Consider the following 20,605-nt stretch of genomic DNA (forward strand, 5'->3'; position numbering starts at 1 on the left):
TTATTAGTATTTAGCCTAACTGGTCATTTTGGGTAGTTTAGGTCGTTCAAAAAAGTTGAGCTGCGACCGACTTAAGGCTCTTAAAAATCCAGTCTAAGTGTTCCGATGTAACTACGAGGCGTTCCATAAATCGAAGCACCGCGAAATCCTCCTGATTCACTAAAATAATATTTATCCAGCAAGTTTTCGACATTGAATTGAGCGCTTAACTTAGTTTTGCCTATTTTCAATTCGTAGCCAGCCATTAAATTGAAAATCGCATAGCCGGGCAATTGAAAATCATTTTCCGGATCGCCTTGCCTTTGGCTTCTGGCAACCACGCCGGCCCCCACTTTAAATCCTCGTAATAAATCATCGTCAAAAGCATAAGTATTCCATAAACTGCCGCTATTTCTAGGGGCGTTCGACAACTGGTGACCTTGCAAACCGGAAGCATCTTTAGTTATTTCCGTATTCATATGCGCATAAGAGGCAATAATCTTCCAATTCTGCAACACTTCACCGGTAATATCGAGTTCAACGCCTTGGCTCCTTGCCTCTCCAACCGGAATCATATAACCCGTATCCAAATATGGCACCGGAGTATTTTGCTTAGTCAACTCGTAATAAGCCAAAGAAGCGGTTAATCGACCATCAGCCAATTCGGTTTTAGCACCAACTTCCCATTGTTGAGCTTGCTCGGCTTTTAAACTAGAGCCTACTGTCGTTAACGGGGTATTTCCTAAGTTTTCGACATAGTTACCGTAGAGAGAAAACTCTTTAATAGGATGCCAAACTAACCCAACCCTAGGCTTTACGACACCGGTCGTATTTTTCATTTCGGTAATACCTTGCGGACGTTCAACGGGATTTCGAATATTAACCACCTGCTGTACTCGCGCTTCATCGTAGCGTAAACCGGTTAACAACTGTAAATCGAACGGCAACTGAAACTGATCCTGCAAATATAAGCCGAACCAATCATTGACTACATTATTTAATTTGGCTTTATTGGGATCGAAAATAGGCTGGACCGAATTATGGATTGGATTATAAACATTCAATAAACGTCCACCCAATTGGCCGGGATATATCGAATTATAGGCTTGCTGCATGTCGGTATGATAATAATCCGCACCAGCCAATAAGGTATGCTGGTAACCGAAAGTCTTAAAATTACCCGTTAAATCAATACCAGTAGAAAAAGTATCTTGCTCGGTCTGGACTTCCGACTCTCGGCGTAACAAATCGGCCATATTATCTTTAAATAATAAACCAAGTGTAAATTCGCCGGATGTCCGACTGTGGTCGTAACTAAAGCGTTGATTAATCTTCCAATCCTTATTGAAATTATGCGACCAATTAAAATCGACCATATCTTCATTGAAAGCTAGGCCGTTATATGGTTCGCCTTTGAAAAAACTTCTATTTAGCGGCAACGGCCGATTGCCGACAATACCGCCTGAGGCCAAAGTAATAGCCGGAACACCGGTAAAAGTTGTCACATCCCCTTGCAGGTGTTGGTATTCCAAATCAAATACCGTATCGTCGCTGGGCTTCCAACGTAATCGTGGCGCAACGGACACTCGATCCGTACCGTTAAAATCGATAAACGAACTTGTGCTTTCATAGCCTAAATTAATCCGATAAAGCAGCGACTTATCATCAGTTAAAGGGCCTGTGGCATCGGCTACGGTACGATAATGGTCAAACGAGCCGATTTGCTGTTGCAACGAATAATGGGCAGTTTCTAAAGGCTGCTTAGTAACTAAATTTATCATGCCGCCCGGCTCTATCCTGCCGTACATTAACGATGCCGGCCCTTTCAAGACTTCGATGCGATCGATGTTGCTGAGGTCGCGCGGCCCGATAGCCGCATAATCTTTACTTGGGAAACGAAAGCCGTCTTTGAACAAAGTCGCTTGCGGAAACCCCCGCACGACAAAGCCGTCGAATTGGCCGCCGTTAGGCGTCTGCGTCATGATATTACTGACATTTCTTAACGCATCTTCGACGCGGATACTTTGTTGATCGTTGATGACTTCTTGAGTCACCGCTTGTAGAGAAAACGGTGTTTCGATCAATGGTGTATCGGTCTTAGTCGCAGTACGGCTATTGGTGATTTTATAGGTTTCGCTGGTGTCTATTTCCGGTTCGTGACTCACGGCAGCGGTAACCTTCACCGCTGGCAAAGTCGATGCGGCATCGCTTCCAGGCTCTGCAACCTTGATTGCTACGGAATTATCATCCGTGATGGTATAGGTCAAACCGCTTCCCGCCAGGAGTTTTCTAAAGCCTTCTTCGACGGTGTACTCGCCGTCCAGTCCCTTGCTGGTTTTGCCGTCGGTCAATTTGGATTCCCCGGTAAACAGAATGCCGGCATCGCGCGCAAACCGGCTAAGTGCTTGTCCCAAGGAGCCACCGCCGATGTGGTAGCTTTTCCTGTTGGTTATTTCTTCTCCCTGCGCTGCGACTGAAGCGGTCAGCGCTGAAGCCAATAAAATTCCCTGTATAGCGTGGCTCAATCGGGATGAACGAAAGCCCGGATCGCAGCGATGGTGTGTGTTTGACATCGGTTTTTCTCCATTTGTGGTGTTTTCATTAGCTAATACAAACGAGCGTGGAAAAACCGGAACTGCGAATTGGAAAAAATTTAATAAATTTTTTAACGGATTGTTTTTAGATGGAAAAATAATCCGCTTTTTAAGCAACAATGCGCTTGGCGAGCCAGTGTCGAGCACCGTCTACAACTTTCCCATCCACTTGAACGGCGATGCCAGATGCTTCCGAGCTTGCGTGATACATTGATTACACGCATTCGGAAGATTTCAAGCTAGTTGTCGCCTCAATGTAAAACGTCATGCGGGGATATTGCCCTGATTGGCGGCCTCCTGGTTTGTGGTATGGGGCATGTTTTGCGTATCGGCCCGGTCGGGATTGAGATACACGGTATGGACTCTATTCCAGTTGCGGGTCTGCCGGCTCCAGCGCCGAGGCTGTCGAGCCTTGGCTTGTTCGTACAGCGCCTTGCGTTGAGCCAGCAGCGCCTGGTCCAGGCCGGCATGGCGTTGCGCCGGCGTGACAAAGCCGATGGCGCTGTGGCGGTGTTCGTGGTTGTACCACTGCACGAGATCGGCCACCCAGTGCCGGGCTGCCGTCAAGTCGGCAAAGGGTTGCAACGGATAGGACGGCCGGTATTTTAAGGTTTTGAACAGCGATTCCGAATAGGGGTTGTCGTTGCTGACCGCCGGGCGGCTAAACGACGGCACGACGCCCAGCCGCTGCAGGGTGGCTAGCATGGTGGCACCCTTCATCGGGCTGCCGTTGTCCGAATGGAGGACGACTTGCTGTGGTCGCAGGCCCTCGCGTCGATAGATGTCGCGCAACAGCTCGCTGGCCCAGTGGCTGCTTTCTGCTTCGAACACCTGCCAGCCGACGATCTGGCGACTAAACAGGTCGAGAAACAGGTAGAGATAGTAGAACCGGCCTTTGATGGCTGTGGGCAGGTAGGTAATATCCCAGCTGTAGAGCTGATTGGGTGCGGTGGCGCTCAGGGCTTTGGGCTTGGTGCGCGGCTGACTGGGCCGTTCGCTGCGGCGGTGTTTCAGTTGCTGGGCGGCTCAGGATGCGGTAGAAGGTCGATTCGGAGGCCAGATAAATGCCCCGGTCGGCCAGGCGCGGCACGATTTGGCTGGGCGGCAAATCGGCAAACTCAGCGGAATTGGCCACCGCCAGGACTTCGGCGCGCTCGGATTCGGTTAGCGCATGCCCGGGCGTGTATTGACGTTGCGGTCGCCGGTCTTCAGCCAGGGTTTCACGGGCTTGCCAGCGCTGCAAGGTGCGCGGACTCAGGCCCAGCATGGCGCAGGCTTGGTTCTGGCGGGCACCGGCGGTTGTCGCCTCGGTGATGGCACCAATCAGATTTTGGCGTTGCTGAAGGGATGTCATTCGACCTCGCCCCCCAACAACGCCCGGACCTTTTTTGCAAGATCAGCAAAGCAGCGGCTTCAGCCAAGGCTTTATCCTTACGGTTGAGTTCGCGTTCCAAACGCTGGTTCTCGGCTTTCAGGGCGCGCAGTGTCTGGCGGTCATCGCTACTCGAACGCGGCTGAGCGGCAGAACAAAAATCGCTTTGCCACTGGGCGAGTTGATGGGCAAATAGGCCGCGCTCCCGGCACCAGGCATTCAGCGCCTCGCCGCTCAAGCCATGGCTTTCTTGCAGTGCCAACAAGCGCTCTTCAGGGCGCCAATCTTGGGGACGCTTGGCCGGGTTGGCGTTAGGCGTATCGGTGGTTGCTGTGCTTTTCATCCAGTTTTTTAAGGTATGTATGCTGAGGTTTGATTCGTCGGCAATGGTTTGAATCGTCCGCTTGCCACGACTGTAGACTTTCGCCAGGGCTTGCTCTTTGAACGTAAGCGCCCAGCCCTACCATATCGTCGGCAAGTTGCCGCTTTGATCTAATCCCTGTGACTAAATGGCAGTAACTCGTCGATGCGGCTGTTGGGCCAGGTGGGGAGTTTTTCCAGGGTGTCTTTTAGCCAGGCAGCCGGATCGAGGCCATTGAGTTTGGCGGTGCCTAGCAGGGTTTGGATGACCGCAGCGCGCTGGCCGGCGCGTTCGGAACCAGCGAACAGCCAATTCTTTTTACCCAAGGCAATGGGGCGAATGCTGTTTTCGACCGGATTATTGTCGATAGGCAGATCGCCGGTTTCGGCGTAACGGCTTAAGGCAACCCAGCGTTTCAGGCTGTAGTCGATGGCTTTGGCGGTGGCGGTATTGGGCGCGGTGCGCAAACGGGTTTGCTGTAACCAAGCCTGCAAGTCTGTCAATAGCGGCAGGCTTTTTTCGGCGCGTAGCTGTTTGCGCTGGTCAGCTGTCATCTCGCGGCCCTCGGTTTCAATGGCGTACAGTTTGGCGATGCGATTCAGTGCTGCTTGTGCGATAGGGCTCTGACTGGTTTGCAACAGGTCGAAGAATTTGCGCCGCGCATGCGCCAGGCAGGCCAGTTCGGTACACGGCTCCAGTAGGCGTTGCGATTGCGGATGTGCACGGGTTGCCGCAAACAGGGCTTTATAGCCTGCATAGTCATCCACCATCAGGTGGCCGCGCCATTCGCCCAGAAACTGCTGCGCGTAGCGGCCGCCGCGACCGGCTTGATAATCGAAGACGATAAGCTTCGGTCCCGGTTGCAGATCATTGCTGCGATAGGCCCACAGATAGGCTTTCTTGGTTTTACCACTGCCGGGATCCAGTTGCGGCACCGGCGTCTCGTCGGCATGTAAGCTATCCCTTTGCAACAAATGCCAAGCCAAGCGGTCGGCTAAGGGCGCTAAAGCGACACCGAGTCGTCCGACCCAGTCCGCCAGCGTGGAGCGGGACAGGATCACCCCGTCACGGGCGGCGATTTGTTCCAACCGGTACAGCGGCAAATGATCGAGGTACTTGCCGATCAGCACCCAGGTGAGCAAACCGACGGCAGCCATACCGCCATCGATCACCGCCGGTGGAATGGCGGCTGCGGTGATGGTTTCGCAGGCCCGACAGGCGTATTGCGGACGAATGTGTCGATGCACAAAGAACTTGGCCGGTTCGACGTCCAGTTGCTCGCTGATGTCTTCGCCGATACTTCGACAAGCTCAGTACAGGTTTTGACCAGGTCTTTACCGCAGTGGCCACAAGCGCAGGATTCCGGTTCATGGCGATGCTCAATGCGCGGCAGATGCTCAGGCAACGGTTGGCGACCGGCACGTGGGCGTTTGGGACGGGCCACGGTATCGCAGGGCTGATCATCCCGGAGTTGTTCGACTTCCTCATCAATCGCCGAGATATCGGAATTCCAGGTTTCCTCGAACACATCCCGCTGCAACGGGGCCAGACTTTCGTTCTTGCGACTGAAGCGGATGCGTTTGTAATACGCCAGCTCATGGGTTAGCGCGCCGATTTTGAGGTCTTTGGCGTGAATCGTGGCGTCTTTGGTTTGGATGACTTGGGCATCCTGGGCTGCCTGATCCATCAGTGCCTGAAGCAGGGCCGCCACCTCGGTTTTGGCAGTCGGCTCCAGGTTCAATTGGTCGAGTTTGGCCAGCGGATTCATGGGTGAATTATACCGCAATGCCCCATCCAATGCCTTGATATTAGGATATTTTATGACTTTTTTACCGCCGCGTTTTACCTCTGATTCACACCTGCCAGTCTGCTTGGGGCTGGGCGGATAAGCGTTGCCAATCGACTCCAGCAATTAACCAGTGCCATTGCGCCTGCGTCAGCGCAAACACCGCATCGCCCACCCTGGGCCAGACAAAACTGCCTTGGTGCAAACGGCGCTGACACAGCCAAACCCCATTGCCATCCCACACCAACAACCGTAGCCGGTTGCCCGCACGATTACGAAAGATAAACGCCGATCCGGCACACGGGGCATGCCCCAGACTCTGTTGAACAATCGCTGACAAGCCATCCAAACCACGCCGCATGTCCACCGGCGCCACCGCCAACCAAATCTGCGCGGGATAATCGATCAAGCCAGACATCGTAACAACTCGGCTACCCAGCCCGCCGATACTGAAGACGAAATCTCCAGCCTATAACCGTGGACATCGGTCAAGACCATAGCCGCTGCTGCGGGTGTCACCACAGAAGCAGGCTCAGGCTGTTCAATCTGCACCGGCACCAAAGCGACCGACTCTACCGCAGGCCGTTTGCGATAGTCGCACAGTCTGGCAGTAAATGTCCGTACATTGATGCCTTCCTGCACGCAATACTCAACCTGCGACAAACCACTGCCTTGCCATTCTTCAATATGCTGACGCCATTTCGATGTAACGCCCATCGCTACTCCTGATCAAAAAATCACAGGATGCCTCAGGCTGAATGATCTCAACAGGTGGGCGGGATAGAGCCTTACCTTTGAACTCAGCAGAATACTGCTTCTTGGAAGGATTCATTTTTTATCTCAAATTTAAGGGGGTCTAAAAATTTGAGGCGACATCTATTCTGACGCAGGGGGCATTCAATAGTTGACGCAAAGGGGATTTGAAATGGCTACCTCAATAAGACTTTCTCCGGAAATTGAACAACGGCTTGATTATTTGGCAGGCCAAACCGGGCGTACGAAGGCATTTTATTTACGAGAAATCATCGAAAAAGGATTGAACCTAAAAAGAGCAGTTTGGCGATGAAAAATCCCGTTCGTCCTGAGCTTGTCGAAGGGCGCGCGGGATTTTTCATTCACCCGTTTGGTGAGTGTATTGCGAGCCGTCCATGCTTCGACGTTGCTCAGCACGAACGGCCCGCAATACACGCCAACTGCCCTTTTTAGGTTGAACGATATGGAAGATTATTACTTGGCCGCCGGCGTGTTGGAACGCGTACGCAAAGGTGAAGAACGCGTTTATTCATTAGATGAGGTGCAGGGATGATTAACGCGGCAGGACTTTAACCCAGAAAGGTAGCGGATGTGAGAGCTTGACCGGCAGATTAGCCTCAAGAAAAGCCAGAATTCTATCGGTATCTTTTAGCGGGTAGGAGCCGATGATCCGTAAATCGGCAATCTCGGGATCGCAGGTAATATAGCCTGGCCGGTAACGGCTTAGTTGCAGCAAAAACTCGCTGAGCGGCAAATCGTCGGCGACGATGAAGCCTTCAGTCCAAGCCGGTTTATTCTGGTTGTGTCGGTGTATCGGCTCGATGCGGCTTGACGCAAACTGAACTTGTTGACCTGCAACTAGGGTTTGTTTGGCGGAAATTGCATCGGCTGGTTGGATTTCTACACCATCTTGAAACACGGCAACCTGGGTTCGGTTTTGCTGCTGGCTGACGCTGAAACGCGTGCCGAGCGCCTGTACCCTGCCTTCCAGCGTATCCACCACAAACGGCCGTTTCCAACCAACGGTATCGGCTGCTGTTTCGATGTAAATTTCCCCTTTAACCAACTGCAGCCTGCGCAAATTAACCGAGAAATCGACGTTTACCGCGCTGCCGCTATCCAGAACGACGCTGGAGCCGTCGGCCAGGCTGACGGTTTTACTTTCGCCGAGCGCCGTATGTTGATCGGCCGACCATTCCTGCCAATACCGGCCTCGAGAAATTTGCCAACCTGACAATCCGGCCACACCCAATAGGGCCATGCTCAACAGCAGGCGTCTTCGATTGAGATTGGGGGCATTTAACGCTTCGGTTGCGGCGAAGGCGGCTTGTGGCGGCAGCGATTTAAATTTGTCGGTATAAAACTCAACTCTGGCCCAAGCCATTCGATGATCCGGGTGCGAAGACAACCAGGCTTGCCACTGTGCGGTTTCGTCAGGACGAACGTTGCCGGAGCTCAGAACCATAAACCACTCAGCTGCCTCCGCCACGACGCGGGGATGGATTTTTTGTCGATTTTCGGACGACATGTTCGGTTAGAACTCCACGCTCAGACATAGCACCATGGCTTGTACCATGTACTTTCTAACCATACGATCGCTGACGCTAAGTTTTTCGGCGATTTCGACGTAGGTAAGTCCATCGATCTGGGACATAAAAAATGCCTTGCGTGCCTTTACCGGTAAGCGATTAAGCAGTCCATCGATTTCTTGTAGCGTTTCCAGAATGATGGCATTTTCTTCCAATGACGGCGAAATGGCTTCAGGAAGTGCCGACAAGCGTTCCAAATACACTTGTTCAATGGTGGCGCGCCGCCAATGGTTTATCAGTAAATTTTTGGCAATGGTAGCGAGGTAAGGCCTGGGTTCGTCCAAATCCGGTGTGCGGCCCGATGCCATCACCCGTACAAAAGTATCGTGCGCATGATCTTCGGCTTGCAAGCGACATTGCACACGCTTATTCAGCCACCCCAGCAACCAGGAGTGGTGCTCGCGATAAAGCAGGGACAAGGCTTCATTCGTCAGCAATTCCGTCGCCATTAATCACTCCTGTCTACGATTGAAAGATGTGGCTTCAATGCATCATGCGGGCGGTTGATCATAATTTTGCTTGCCTCGCTCCATCCGTAAGATTGCTGATTTTGTCGCCCTCAAGAGAGCTTGTTTTTTACCAAAAGCCTTCCATTCAAGCAAAAATTATTCCACTGCATGTTTCGCGCAGTATTCTATATTGCGGTTTATTGTTGAAATATACGACTTACATGTAATTCGGCATTGATAACAAATTCTAACCAAGCCGATATTTCAACAATGTCCTAACTCTACTTTGTCAGATTTGTTCAAGACCGTCGTGCCCGCCGGGAAGCGGACATCCCGTGCCATGGAGGGCAGGCTTAAATCCGTCCTTGAAAACTGGATTCGTTCCACGCTCTAACGGATCCTGCCATCCACGCCGGAATGACGATGCTTATTGTGTAAGCAGACCACGTAGCAACGACCGCCCACCAAGAAACTCTAGGGAGCACTGTGTCATATGACTTATTTTGACGATGAAAAGCATGTGAAAACACGTAACCGCGAGACAAAAATACCAATCGCGGCGAAAGCCCTTCCTACGCCTATCTTTTTCTTTTATTGCCTCCCTTTAACCACCGTTAGGAACGATTTGTAGAACAGGCTTTTGATGGACCACGCGACAATCGACTGAATTTTCGGATCGAGAACAGTCGATAGCGGTTGTCAATGCGGGATTCCGGACCTGGGCCGGTTTATTAACGGTTAAGTCGTTTGGTTTTTACGTAAACGGTTCGACGGGGATTAAGTTTTAGGCTTAACTACCGGTTCTACGCAAACGGTACGCCACACCCAGCGACACTACACAAAAACGCCGATCCCACTGGGATCGGCGATTCGAAAACATGCGCTGGAAATGATCCCCGTGTGTCGGCGGAATCAACTTTCCCCGGCTCTGACCTCGAATTCGATTTTCCATTGCTGCTGCTCGCGCCGGGACACGGCGCGCAATTCCAGCGTGCCGACTTCGGTAACCGCCGAGGACAGATAGACCGGCACGATGTCGCCGGCGGCGCGGCCTTCTTCCGGCAGGGTGATTTCGATTTCGTCGAGTTCTTCCAACTCGTCGTCGTGCCAGCTTTCCAGACGGGTGCCGACCTGGTCTTCGCGGCGGGTTTTAGAACCGAAGAAGCGAAAGCGTACCGGTTCGCCGACGATCAAGCCGAACTCGTCATTCGGCAGATTTTGCTCGGTGCCCTCTTCCATGCCGAACGGCGCGATGCACAGCGCTTCGATTTCCGGCGCCAAACCGGGCACCGCCGGCATCGCGCTTTCGACGCCAACGTAATAAGCCGCCGCCGTGCCGCCCTTGATGCGCACGCCCTTGCCTTGCCGAACGAAGCCGTAGTAGGCCGCGCCGCGCGCCACCGCCAAATCCAGATCGGCGCCTTGCAGCAAGCGCGCGTCCGGAGCTTGTTCGGCTTGCAGCCAGCCGTTCAGGATTTGCATCAGGCGCTCGGCCAACACGCCGGCCTTCAACACCCCCCGTTGAACAACACGGCGGTCGGATGCAAAAAGCTGGCATGCTCTGGAAGATTCACCGCCTGGAATTCCTCGGTCGCCTGGCGTTGGCGTGCCAAAAACGCCGCCAGATGGCGAGTAATGCCCGCGTCTTGCGCATACGGCAGACCAGCGCTACGCAGACCGCTACGCGGGCGGCTGACCGGCTTGTCGCCGGCTTGGGCATTGGGCAAAAAGCCTTCGACCAAGACCCGATTGAGTTCGTCGCGGGTCAGTTCAGTGCGCAAGGTGCCGCCGATCAGCGACGAACCCCGACTGGCGACTACCAGCGGCATGCTGCCCAGCTCGGGCTGATTGAACAGCTTTTCCTTGGCCTCGCGGCAACCGTGCGTTAGGGACTGAACCTGCCAGGATTCCAGCTTCTTGCCGCTGTCCTGTTCCAGCTTGGCCTTGACCGTGTAGGCGAGCGCGAGGTCCATGTTGTCGCCACCCAGCAGGATGTGGTCGCCGACCGCGACGCGGGTCAATTGCAGATTGCCGTCCTGTTCGGTGACCGCGATCAACGACAAGTCGGTGGTACCGCCGCCGACATCGACGACTAAAATCACGTCGCCGACCTTGACGTGATTGCGCCAATCGCCTTCGCTGTTTTCGATCCAGCTATACAGCGCGGCTTGCGGCTCTTCCAGCAGCACCGCTTGTCCTAGGCCGACCGCGCGCGCGGCTTCGACAGTCAATTCCCGCGCCGCCGGGTCGAACGAGGCCGGTACGGTGATGGTCAAATCCTGGTATTCCAGCCGGTCTTCGGCAAAGCGATGGTTCCAGGCGTCGCGCAAATGTTGCAGATAGGCCAGGGTCGCGGCGAACGGCGAGATGCGCTCGACCTCGTCCGGCGCCTCGGCCGGCAGAATCGGCTGCTTGCAATCGACGCCGGCATGGCACAGCCAGCTCTTGGCGCTGGCGACCAGCCGGATCGGCGTCTTGCCACCCAGATTGCGGGCGATTTCACCGACCAGTTTGTCCGGCTTGGCCGACCACGGCAACGCGGTCGAGCCTTCGGCCAATTCCGCCGGGTGGGCCAGATAGGTAAACGACGCCAGCTGCGCTTTGTCCTCGATCTGGCCCGGTCCGATCAATTGCGGGATCGCGAATACTTCGATCGCCACTTGATCGTCGCCGGCCTGCAAATCGACATAGGACAGCACGCAGTGAGTGGTACCCAAGTCGATACCGACCGAATAACGGGCACTCATAATTCCACCTCGGCCGGCGCGACGATTTTGGCGTTATGGCCTTCGGTCAGTTTGGGCAGGCGCAAATCGGTAACTTGCCAGCCTTTGTGCACCAAAGTACCGGTGAACGGAGCCTGGCCGACGATATTGCCGGTCAAGCGGAACGACGCGGCATCGAAGCCGGGATTCAAGGTGACGCGGTTGCCTTCGGCATCCGAACTGACCGGCGCCAGCGTGAAATGCTCGTTGATCGCCTTGACGCAACCTTGATGCACCACCCGCGCCGCCGCGCCGATGTCGGCATCGGAAAACGCGCCGACATCTTCCTTGATAAAATCGATAAAGCGGGCTTCCTTTTGCAACAGGCTGAGCAATTGCAAAGCCGCATCAGGAGTGGCTTCCTTCAGAATCACCGGTTCGGGCGCTGGGGCTTGGACAATTTTTTCGACTTCGACGATTTTCTCGACGATCTTGATCTCGGGTTGCGGCGCCGGCATTGGCGGCGCCGGCGCGGCCACCGGTTCGGATTTTTTGCAGCGGCGCAGACCCAGCAGCACCGAAATCAAAACGGCGATCAAGATCAAGGCCAGCACCGCGGCGGTGCCGGCCAGACAAACGTGCCACAAATCGAACGTAGTCGGGCGTAGCGATAAATCGATGGTATAGGTGTTCATGGTGTAAGGCTTGGTTGAGAACAAGCCGCCGGAGGCGGCAATCGCGGCGGCCGGCCGCCGCACGGATTATCAGGGTTGAGCGCCGGCTTTTTGGCGGCTTCGAGGTACATCAATTCTTGCAACATATTGCGGGTGGTCTGGATACGCAGTTTTTTCAAGTGCCGGTCGGCCACGACGCCCGGCACGCCGACGTCGGTGTAGACCTTACGCATGTCGCCCAACGTCGGCTCGCAGTATTTGGCGATCGCGTCGGTGGCGTTGCGGCTCTCCAGTTTTTGGTTTTCCGGCTTGCGCATCTCGTCGACGACGCACTTTTTATATTTGAATTGCGCTTGCTGGATTTTTTGGATGGTGTCTTCGCTGAGCGAGGTTTCATTCCACTCGTCCTTGGCGGATTCTTCGGCGGCGGCCCAATTCGCGGTCAGCAGCAACGCGATCAACAGATATTTCATGGTTTGGCTCCTGGCTTGAAAGTTTTTAGCCGGGATTTTACGCGATGGCGGCGAGATTGAACAATTGATGATGGACCGCGAACCGGCGCCGGCGCGTTGAGGGACGAACAGTTCGCGGTTAAATTCCGATGCCGAGCGCGGGTACGATACCGAGAAAATCGCGCTAGAGTGCCGGTATCCGGTTCCAGGCCACCGGAAAACCAAGACCGCACAACACGCGACGACTGTTTCGAATATCGCCCGCGCTCCGATAAAGCCGGGCAGAGTCAGCAGGCGCCCTCCCCACGCTACCGCAAAGACTTTGGATGGTCCTCGGGGCGGGCCAATAATTAAACTACGTTGAATACGCCAAGTCACTCCGGCAATTCCCGAATCCCCAGACACAAAAAAGGGGCCGAAACGGCCCCTTTTTGCTTGCGGCACAGCGCGCTTATTTGACGGCGGCGGCGATGTCGTTGAAGGCCTCGACACGTTGTTTGCCGGCGTTGGCCAATTCGATACCGTTATCGACCACCAATTTGATCAAACCCGGCGTGCTGTAGACGATTTTACCCAGATAAGCGACCAAGGGCACCGCGACGACAGCGCCGAACAAGCTACCGATACCCAAAACACCTAACAATTTGGTGATCAGCACCACAATGTCCAGCGGCAACAAAATCATCGTGCCGAAATAGACCAGTACGATAAACGTAAACAATACGAACACGACGAACTGGACCAGCCTGACCAAAGCAACATTTAGGTTTTTCATGGTTTTCAATGTCTCGAATGAATAAAGAATCGGTAAGCGCCGACAACCGGCCTGATTCGGCCGGCGGACCAGCCTTGAACGCCGAGATTATAAAATAAAACCCCTACGGAATCCTCAACTTTTTGGCTGAAAGTCGCGCCGTCATTCGGCCGGCGGACTCAATTCGCGCCGATGCGCCGGCTTGTCGATGAAAAACGGATGCAACAAGGCACCGACCGCGAAACCGCCCAAATGCGCCCACCAGGCGGAATCGACCGCGACGTTGTCGAACATCGCGGCGGTGAACACGTCGCCCACTTGTACGATCACCCAAAAACCCAAAAAGGCGATGGCCGGCACCTGAAAAAACAAGGGATAGAACAATATCGGCACCATAATCACGACGGTCGCATACGGAAACCTCACGAAATAGGCCCCCAGTACCCCTGCAATCGCCCCGGACGCGCCGACCACCGGTATCGCGATATTCGGATAAAAATACCACTGCGTGACCGTTGCTAGCAATCCGGACACGAGATAGAACGCCAGGAAGCGCCAGTGCCCCATCAAATCCTCGATGTTGTCGGCGAATATCCACAAGAACACCATGTTCATCAGCAAGTGCAGAAAACCGCCGTGCAGAAACAAACTAGTCAAAAACGACAAATAATGATCCGGCGGCAAGCCGAATGCATACGCCCAATCCGGATTCGAGTAGCGGATCGGTACCATGCCGTAAAGATAGACAAAGTGTTGACCGACCTCGTCCGGCATGAACAGCATTGCGACATAGACCGCCGTGCAAACCGCCATGACGGCCCACGTCACGTAGGGCTTGGTTTGGCAAGGTATCGAATCTCGAATGGGTATCATGGTCTGGCCTCTTGAATAATCGGAATCATGTCGCAGTCCGCAACGGGATGGGCGCCGATGCCCACTTTCGAACGCTACGCCGATGCCGCCAGCGTATTTTAAACACTTCGGCAAATAGCCCGGCGCTTGGTTCCGCCGCTTGGACCGTTCCCGAATCGCCGCCAATAACGGGCGCATCGACGCCGACATAAGCTTAGTCGCTCGGGATGTTTAACGCCGCGACTGGATATGCCGGGGCGACGCGGCGGTTTCAGGTTCGTACGCTAGTTTGCCAGGAATTTGGCAACTTGCTTGGCCTAGCGATCTTGAGCAGCCAAAAACCGCCCGCTCAGCGAGTCGAGGGGATCGAGGGGAACTTAGGCGAAAGCCGGAAACACGCTTACCGAGCGGTGCGTTCCGGCAATCGAGTCAGCCGCGATCGAATTGCGGAACGCCGTTTTTGCAACCAGCGAATCAAACCGGTGACAAACAACACCGGGCAAGCCAGACCGGTAACAAACACCAGAATCCGCCCGGACATGCCGAAAGCCTGTCCGGAATGCAAGGGCCATTGCCAATGGGTCAAGATTTCGCCGGCCGTGGCGGTCGGCAGGCTGGGGTCGTCCCGATCCAAAATGACGCCGGAGTAGCGGTCGATCACGGTGCAGCGGCGTTGCAAGAGACTTCCGGGCGCATCCACGCCATCCTGGCAGACGGTGTAGGTTTGAGCGGGATTCGGCGCGCCGTAAATCCAGTGCGGCCGACCTTGCGGATATTGTTGCACGGCGATTGCCACCGCTTGATCCATGCCGATGGCCGGCGCATTCGGATAAGGCGGCTTGGACTCGAACCAATAGCGATAAGTCGCCGGCGAAAACAATTCCAGCACCGGCACCACGTGATGCGGCAACACCATGTAAACCCCGGAGAACAGTACCGGCAGCATCACCAGCAACGTGTAAAAACCACTGGTTTTGTGCAGGTCGTAATTGAAACGCACCTTACCGGCGCCGCGCTTGAAGGTCAGCGCGTTACGCCACTGCCCGGTCAGCGGCCACCAGACGATCAGACCGGTCAGCGTCGAAATCATTAGCAACGCCGCCGAGAGGCCGACCACAGGGTCGCCCACGGCCGGCGGCAACAGCAAGTCGTAATGCAATGTGAACACGAATCCCAGCAAGGTGGCGGGCACCGAATCGGTCGAGCGTTCCAACAGATATTTCCCGGTCACCGTTGCGGTGTAGGGATCGACGCCGACTAACCAGCGCTCGTCGCCGGCGGCGCCGGGCAGTTTGAAATGAAATTTGAACGCCGCATCGGGGTTACGCGGGTAAGTCGCGAAGTTCAGCACGGCCGCCGCCGGCATCGCGGCCTTGCCAGCCGCGACAATGTCCGCCAACGGCCGGTAAGGCGCGGCCTCGGCGTGTTTTATCAACAGCACGTCCGGATGCAGCCATTCGTCGATTTCGGCGTGGAAAACCAGGATGCTGCCGGTGATGCCGTAAATCGCCAACAGCAAACCCAAGGCCAGGCCTAGCCACAAATGCACCGCCAACCACCTTTGTCGGCGGGCTTTCAGGCGGGACAGCTCTCGGTTTTGCGGTTTGGATTGGATAAGCGTGTCAGGCTGGTAGAGATTACTGTTCATGATGGGCGTGTACGGTTACCGTCAACATTCGAAAACAGGCCAGGAAACCAGATACTGGCGTTGTCTGAATCGAGCGCTGGCTGCCTTTCTTGCATAAGACGTTTAGGCGTAGGAAATCCTCTTCGTATCGACCGGGTTTGGCGGGAACTGTGTGCCATTCCTGCCGTCATTTCGGGCCAGAGCGGCATGCCCAGCCACGCTTAGGCCTACTAATTGGCAACCAGCAAGCGCTTAAAACCGGTATTCCACCCCGCCAAACACCGACCGGGTTGCACCGGGATTAAATTGCTCCGCGTCCGCGCCATTCGCATTACCCAACACCCAAACCGACGATGCGTAGTGTTCGTCGGTCAAATTTCGGCCATCGACGAATAATTTCCAATGCTTGCCGTCATCCCAACCCATGCGTGCACCCAGCAAGGCATAAGGCTTGGCGGCCAGGGTGTTGGCGAAGTCCGCCCAGTTGGAACTGACGATACGGGCATTGGGGCCAATGTAAAAGCCGCTGGGATGCTGGTAAAGCGCTTCGACGAAGGCATTATGTTCGGGAATGCCGGGCAAGCGGTTATTGCCAAGGGCAGGGTCGTTGTCAAATGTGAAGTCATTCCAGGTGTAGTTGCAGCCAAGTCTGACATTATCGCCCGCCACCGCCAGATTTAAAGGTAATGTGGTTTCCAAGCCGAGTTCGACACCACGATGCAAGGTCGTGCTATCGGCGTTGGTGGAGGAAAAGGCCGTTGGATTTCTGGGATCGGCGATGATCAAATAGTCGTTGTTAACCCAGGACTGGTAGAAGGCCAAATCCCATTTCAAGCGCTCGGTTTGTCCGCGCGTACCGATTTCCACGGTGCTGGCAGTCTGAATGTCTCTTTTGGGACTCAGATAGACGGTGGCTAGATCAATCAACGGCGACGGCTCCGAACTTCGACTGAGATTCCCGTAAATTTGCGCCTCATCCGTCGCTTGCCAGGTAAAACCCAATTTGGGATTGGCGTTAAAAAAATCTTGATTGGCTTGGCTGCTGGGTCTGGCGGCACTAGCCACATAACCCTCGTACCGCTCGTAATTCACATCGCGATAATTCAATTGGATGCCGGCAATCAAGGTAAACGCGTCGGTCAAGCTCAATTGATCTTCCATAAAAGCTTCGACATTCAGCCAGCGGTCGCGCTCCGCCGTCAACAACGGCCCCAGTTGCCTGCCGACGATGCCGTAGTTTTTATCGTTGATAAATTGCCACTGAGTCAGTCCGCCCCAGACCACCCGGTTTTTTAAACCCAGTAATTGGCCGTTGATTTCGTGGCGCCAGTTAAAGCCAACATCCTGCCACTGGTCATGATTACCGCTATCGGTATAGTCGTAACGATAGTTATTGATCGAATAATAACTGCCTACCTCAAAGCGGTCGCCGCCATGCAATTTTACCGAATGCTTCAGATCGAAGCGGTAGGATGAAAAGCCGTTAGGCAACGACCAGTCATTGGCGTTTTGTTGGGGATTTTGTTGGATTTGCCGCTTGCTCAGCGACGCCGGCCACAAGAAATTATGGTTTTGCGCATCGAAATACAAACGGGTTTCGTGATTTTCGTTCCAGCGGTAGCCGATATTGCCATGCCCCAAAAACTGCTCTTGATGATTGTTTTCCCGGGTTGTATCGGTATTGACGTAGGAAAACATGCCGAAAACATCCAATCCGTTTTCAAACGCTTTACCGCCGCTGAAATAAGGTCGGTAATAATCTTTGGTGCCGCCGACGATGCCGATTTTCAACCCATTGGCGGTGTACCCGGTCGGCGTGATGTAATTGATAGCGCCGCCTAGATTGCTGCCGCCGTATTCCAAGGCATTCGCGCCGCGATAGACTTCGATATGCTCGATGGCATAAAGATTGAGCGCCTCGACATCGAACGTCCCGTTGGCGTGAGTAAACGGCATGCCGTTGCGCAGAAATTTTATTCCGCGAATCGGCGAAATATCCGAATTGCCGTCCGAACCGCGGATGGAGATGCGCGATCCACCGGTCGCGCCCGCGCTAATATCCCCCACATAAACCCCCGGTGCCGTCGCCAAGGCATCGCTGACCGACAATGGCGCGCCTTCCTTAATCCGTTCGCCGTCGATCACCGTCGTGCCGCCCGCTACACGATTCAGTTTGGTTTGCGATTCTTGGAGCGATGGCGTAGTCAGGCTAGGGCTTTCGCTTGCTAAGGCTTTACCCGTCACCGTCATAGTCGGCAAGGTTGTCGTACCCGCAGCCGATTGCGGTTCGGCCGCTTTAGCCGACTTTTCCAGCGTCACGGTGCCGTCCGCTGCGGTTTTGGCGGCGAGACCGGTGCCGCTTAACAATCTTTTCAGCGCCTGTTGCGCTGTAAGGCGGCCCTGCACGGCGTTGCCGCGCAGGTTGCCGGCCAGTTGCGAACTGAAAAACACCTTGACGCCGCTAGTTTCGGAAAACAGCAGCAAGGCATCGGCTAACGGCGCGGCCGGAATGGCAAAATCGATTTCAGCCTCGGCCGCGCACAAAGGGCTAGCCATCAGCGTGGCGGCAAACAGTGTCAAACAAAACGGGTTGATCGGGGATAAACGGCGGTTCATCGGGCCTCCTGGCGTCGGTTACGAAAGTCGCGGATCGCCGATAGCGAATGCTGCTTCGGACAATCCGTGCGGGTTCGTAACCAAAGACGACCGGGCCGGCAGGTTTTATAACCTCATTGCAAAAAAATATTTTTCGGCAGAAAAAAGCGTTGGTTTGCAAAAGCCAAAGGTGCAACCATCGCTGAGCGCGGACCATGGCCGTAAAAGTAGAATCGTTGCGGGAAGGGCTTTAGCCGCGACTCAAGACCGCTTGAACCTGGATAAGCTGCCGGTCGCCGCTAAAGCGCCTCCCGCGGCTAGCCTCAATGCGAGTTAACGAGACTGCCATGCTCAACGGCGGTTTCCGATTACACCCCCACCATGCTCGAGCGGCGAGACTGCTCATCTGCGCCGCAAAATCACCAAAGCGTCGGTCAGCCGCCATTCGGCGACGGCCAAGGTTTTCTCGATGACGGCCAGTGCCGCTTCAGTGTCGTTGGCGTCGAACACGCCGGTCACTCGATGCCGGGCCAAATCGGGGTCTGCGATGACGATCCGACCGGAACGGTAACGGTTCAAGTCGTCGACCACGGCTTGCAGCGCTTGTTCCTTAAACACCAGGCGCCGCTCCCGCCAGGCACCGACTTGCTTCAGATTCACGCTTTCCGGCCGGCCGGCCTTGCCGCCGACCGACTCGACACGCTGGCCTTCCGGTAGGCTTTCCACGGTTTCGCCGTCGGCGAACGCGACCCGCACGCTGTGTTCGTATACCGTGACCGCCAGATCGTCCCGCCAATGTTTGACATCGAACGCGGTACCCAAGGCCCTGACCCGGCCGCCGCTGCTCACTACTTCGAACGGCCTTCCTGCGTCGGCGGCAACCTTGAAGTAGGCCTCGCCGCCGTGCAAGCGAATCACCCTTTGGGTTTCGGAAAAATCCACCGACAATGACGAGCCGGTATTCAGAATTACCGTCGAGCCGTCGCTCAGTTGAATCCGGCGCTGCTCGCCGGTGCCCGTGCGGAAATCGGCCAACCAACCGGCAGCCATCGCCCAACCCAAGCACGCGGCCAGTAGCAGACAGGCGGCCATCGGCACCAGCCAGGAATGCCCGCGCCGCGCCGGCCGGTCGGCGACTTCAAGCCGCGCACCGGTTACGCCGCGTAGCGCCGCTTGGATGTCAACGATCTGCGCCGGATCGATGCGTTCTATTCGGCCGAAAAACGCCTCGGCCCGTCGCCAGGCTTCCCGGTTGTCGGCACTCGCCGCCAACCAAGCTTGCCAGCGCCGTTCCTGCTCGCCGTCGTAAAACGGCGAGTCGCGCAACGCCAGCCAATACTCGGCTTGTTCGTCGGGGCTGCCTTGAGGAAATGGCGGAATGGGAGAATTCATCGCTAGGGCCGGTCTGCTGTTGGTGCAAGTAGCGGATTATAAAGCCACGATAGGGTAAGGGCTGCCGCGTTGGACGCCATCGACAGCCAAATCAATCCAACTCGCCGACCGTCCGCCGGCAATGGCGCATGGCCTGGGTCAAGTACTTGAAGATCATCGTCTGCGATATCCCCAGCTTTTGTTCCACTTCCGCGTAGCTACAATGCTGGAGTTTGAGCAAGACGAACACTTCCCGGCACTTGGGCGACAATTCGTCCAGCGCGGCAATCAAGCGTTCCAGTTGTTGTTGCGACATCACGGTACGTTCGGCGGAGAGTGACGCCGGTTCGCCGCCGTCGCCCTCCGCCCCATCCCCGGCCTCTTGGTCCCAACCGGCGTGGCGCTGGTGGCTGCGCAAATAATCGGTGGCCAAATTGGCGGCGATACGAAAAATGAAAGCGCGCGGATTGTCGATGCGATCCTTACCGCCGTAACCGGCGTAACGAATAAAGGTTTCCTGGAAAATATCCTGAGCGGCGTCCGTGCAACGGATGCGTTGCGCCAGAAAGCGTAGCAATTCGCGGCGATGCTTATGCATCAGATCGGCAATGTCGTCGGCGGTCAGTTCAAGCATTGAGAGGATAGAAGTGGGGCGGTCATGGTGTGGCATTTAGCCAGCAAAATTTACGCCG

General features: G+C 55.1%; 14 protein-coding genes and 3 pseudogenes. 1 reads left to right on the forward strand and 16 read right to left on the reverse strand.

All coding sequences use genetic code 11. The features are described from left to right. Positions 1 to 80: 80 nt before the first annotated feature. The 5 genes and pseudogenes from ACP4CD_RS08560 to tnpA all read right to left on the reverse strand — a co-directional run bounded on the left by ACP4CD_RS08560 (position 81) and on the right by tnpA (position 6,809). Entirely contained in the window at positions 81 to 2,720 is a 2,640-nt protein-coding gene (locus tag ACP4CD_RS08560; RefSeq protein WP_426994244.1) for a TonB-dependent siderophore receptor, read from the reverse strand. Between the two features lie 117 nt (positions 2,721 to 2,837). Next, positions 2,838 to 4,375, reverse strand: a pseudogene (locus tag ACP4CD_RS08565) (IS3 family transposase). Between the two features lie 62 nt (positions 4,376 to 4,437). After that, positions 4,438 to 6,074, reverse strand: a pseudogene (gene tnpC / locus ACP4CD_RS08570) (IS66 family transposase). Between the two features lie 85 nt (positions 6,075 to 6,159). Further along, positions 6,160 to 6,510, reverse strand: coding sequence for an IS66 family insertion sequence element accessory protein TnpB (gene tnpB / locus ACP4CD_RS08575; protein WP_033159537.1), 351 nt, complete (start codon positions 6,508 to 6,510; stop codon positions 6,160 to 6,162). Next, positions 6,498 to 6,809, reverse strand: a complete 312-nt coding sequence (gene tnpA / locus ACP4CD_RS08580) for an IS66 family insertion sequence element accessory protein TnpA (RefSeq protein WP_426994245.1) — start codon at positions 6,807 to 6,809, stop codon at positions 6,498 to 6,500. The genes tnpB and tnpA overlap by 13 nt, the downstream gene beginning before the upstream one ends. Positions 6,810 to 7,017: 208 nt before the next feature. Between tnpA and ACP4CD_RS08585 the strand changes: the two genes are divergently transcribed. Then, complete coding sequence (locus ACP4CD_RS08585; RefSeq protein ID WP_281022844.1) at positions 7,018 to 7,158, forward strand: hypothetical protein; 141 nt, start codon at positions 7,018 to 7,020, stop codon at positions 7,156 to 7,158. Between the two features lie 240 nt (positions 7,159 to 7,398). Here ACP4CD_RS08585 and ACP4CD_RS08590 read toward each other — a convergent pair whose 3' ends face one another. The 11 genes and pseudogenes from ACP4CD_RS08590 to ACP4CD_RS08640 all read right to left on the reverse strand — a co-directional run bounded on the left by ACP4CD_RS08590 (position 7,399) and on the right by ACP4CD_RS08640 (position 20,547). Beyond that, positions 7,399 to 8,373 (reverse strand): FecR domain-containing protein, encoded by a 975-nt coding sequence (locus tag ACP4CD_RS08590; protein WP_426994246.1) that lies wholly within the window; start codon positions 8,371 to 8,373, stop codon positions 7,399 to 7,401. Positions 8,374 to 8,379: 6 nt separating this feature from the next. Then, complete coding sequence (locus tag ACP4CD_RS08595) at positions 8,380 to 8,883, reverse strand: sigma-70 family RNA polymerase sigma factor (protein ID WP_426994247.1); 504 nt, start codon at positions 8,881 to 8,883, stop codon at positions 8,380 to 8,382. A gap of 912 nt (positions 8,884 to 9,795) precedes the next feature. Beyond that, a pseudogene (locus tag ACP4CD_RS08600) lies at positions 9,796 to 11,630 on the reverse strand (Hsp70 family protein). After that, positions 11,627 to 12,283, reverse strand: a complete 657-nt coding sequence (locus ACP4CD_RS08605) for a DUF2760 domain-containing protein (protein ID WP_064030595.1) — start codon at positions 12,281 to 12,283, stop codon at positions 11,627 to 11,629. Before ACP4CD_RS08605 ends, ACP4CD_RS08600 begins: the two are co-directional and overlap by 4 nt. Continuing rightward, positions 12,280 to 12,735 carry a hypothetical protein gene (locus ACP4CD_RS08610; protein WP_426994248.1) on the reverse strand — a complete coding sequence of 152 codons (456 nt, stop codon included), beginning with the start codon at positions 12,733 to 12,735 and terminating at the stop codon, positions 12,280 to 12,282. Before ACP4CD_RS08610 ends, ACP4CD_RS08605 begins: the two co-directional genes overlap by 4 nt. 430 nt (positions 12,736 to 13,165) lie before the next feature. Beyond that, positions 13,166 to 13,489 carry a hypothetical protein gene (locus tag ACP4CD_RS08615; RefSeq protein ID WP_064030588.1) on the reverse strand — a complete coding sequence of 108 codons (324 nt, stop codon included), beginning with the start codon at positions 13,487 to 13,489 and terminating at the stop codon, positions 13,166 to 13,168. Between the two features lie 141 nt (positions 13,490 to 13,630). Continuing rightward, positions 13,631 to 14,341: a rhomboid family intramembrane serine protease gene (locus ACP4CD_RS08620; RefSeq protein ID WP_064030597.1), complete on the reverse strand. Its 711-nt coding sequence runs from the start codon at positions 14,339 to 14,341 to the stop codon at positions 13,631 to 13,633. Between the two features lie 379 nt (positions 14,342 to 14,720). Beyond that, on the reverse strand, positions 14,721 to 15,968 hold the full coding sequence (locus ACP4CD_RS08625; RefSeq protein ID WP_426994249.1) for a PepSY-associated TM helix domain-containing protein: 1,248 nt from the start codon (positions 15,966 to 15,968) through the stop codon (positions 14,721 to 14,723). A 231-nt stretch (positions 15,969 to 16,199) separates the two neighbouring features. Further along, a complete protein-coding gene (locus ACP4CD_RS08630) occupies positions 16,200 to 18,563 on the reverse strand; it encodes a TonB-dependent receptor domain-containing protein (protein ID WP_426994250.1) in 2,364 nt (787 codons plus the stop codon). 381 nt (positions 18,564 to 18,944) lie between these two features. After that, positions 18,945 to 19,934: a FecR family protein gene (locus ACP4CD_RS08635; protein WP_426994251.1), complete on the reverse strand. Its 990-nt coding sequence runs from the start codon at positions 19,932 to 19,934 to the stop codon at positions 18,945 to 18,947. 91 nt (positions 19,935 to 20,025) lie between these two features. After that, positions 20,026 to 20,547: an RNA polymerase sigma factor gene (locus ACP4CD_RS08640; protein ID WP_281022836.1), complete on the reverse strand. Its 522-nt coding sequence runs from the start codon at positions 20,545 to 20,547 to the stop codon at positions 20,026 to 20,028. Between the last annotated feature and the right edge of the window lie 58 nt (positions 20,548 to 20,605).

The organism is Methylomonas stagni (genome assembly GCF_050154735.1).
Lineage (GTDB): Bacteria > Pseudomonadota > Gammaproteobacteria > Methylococcales > Methylomonadaceae > Methylomonas > Methylomonas koyamae_A.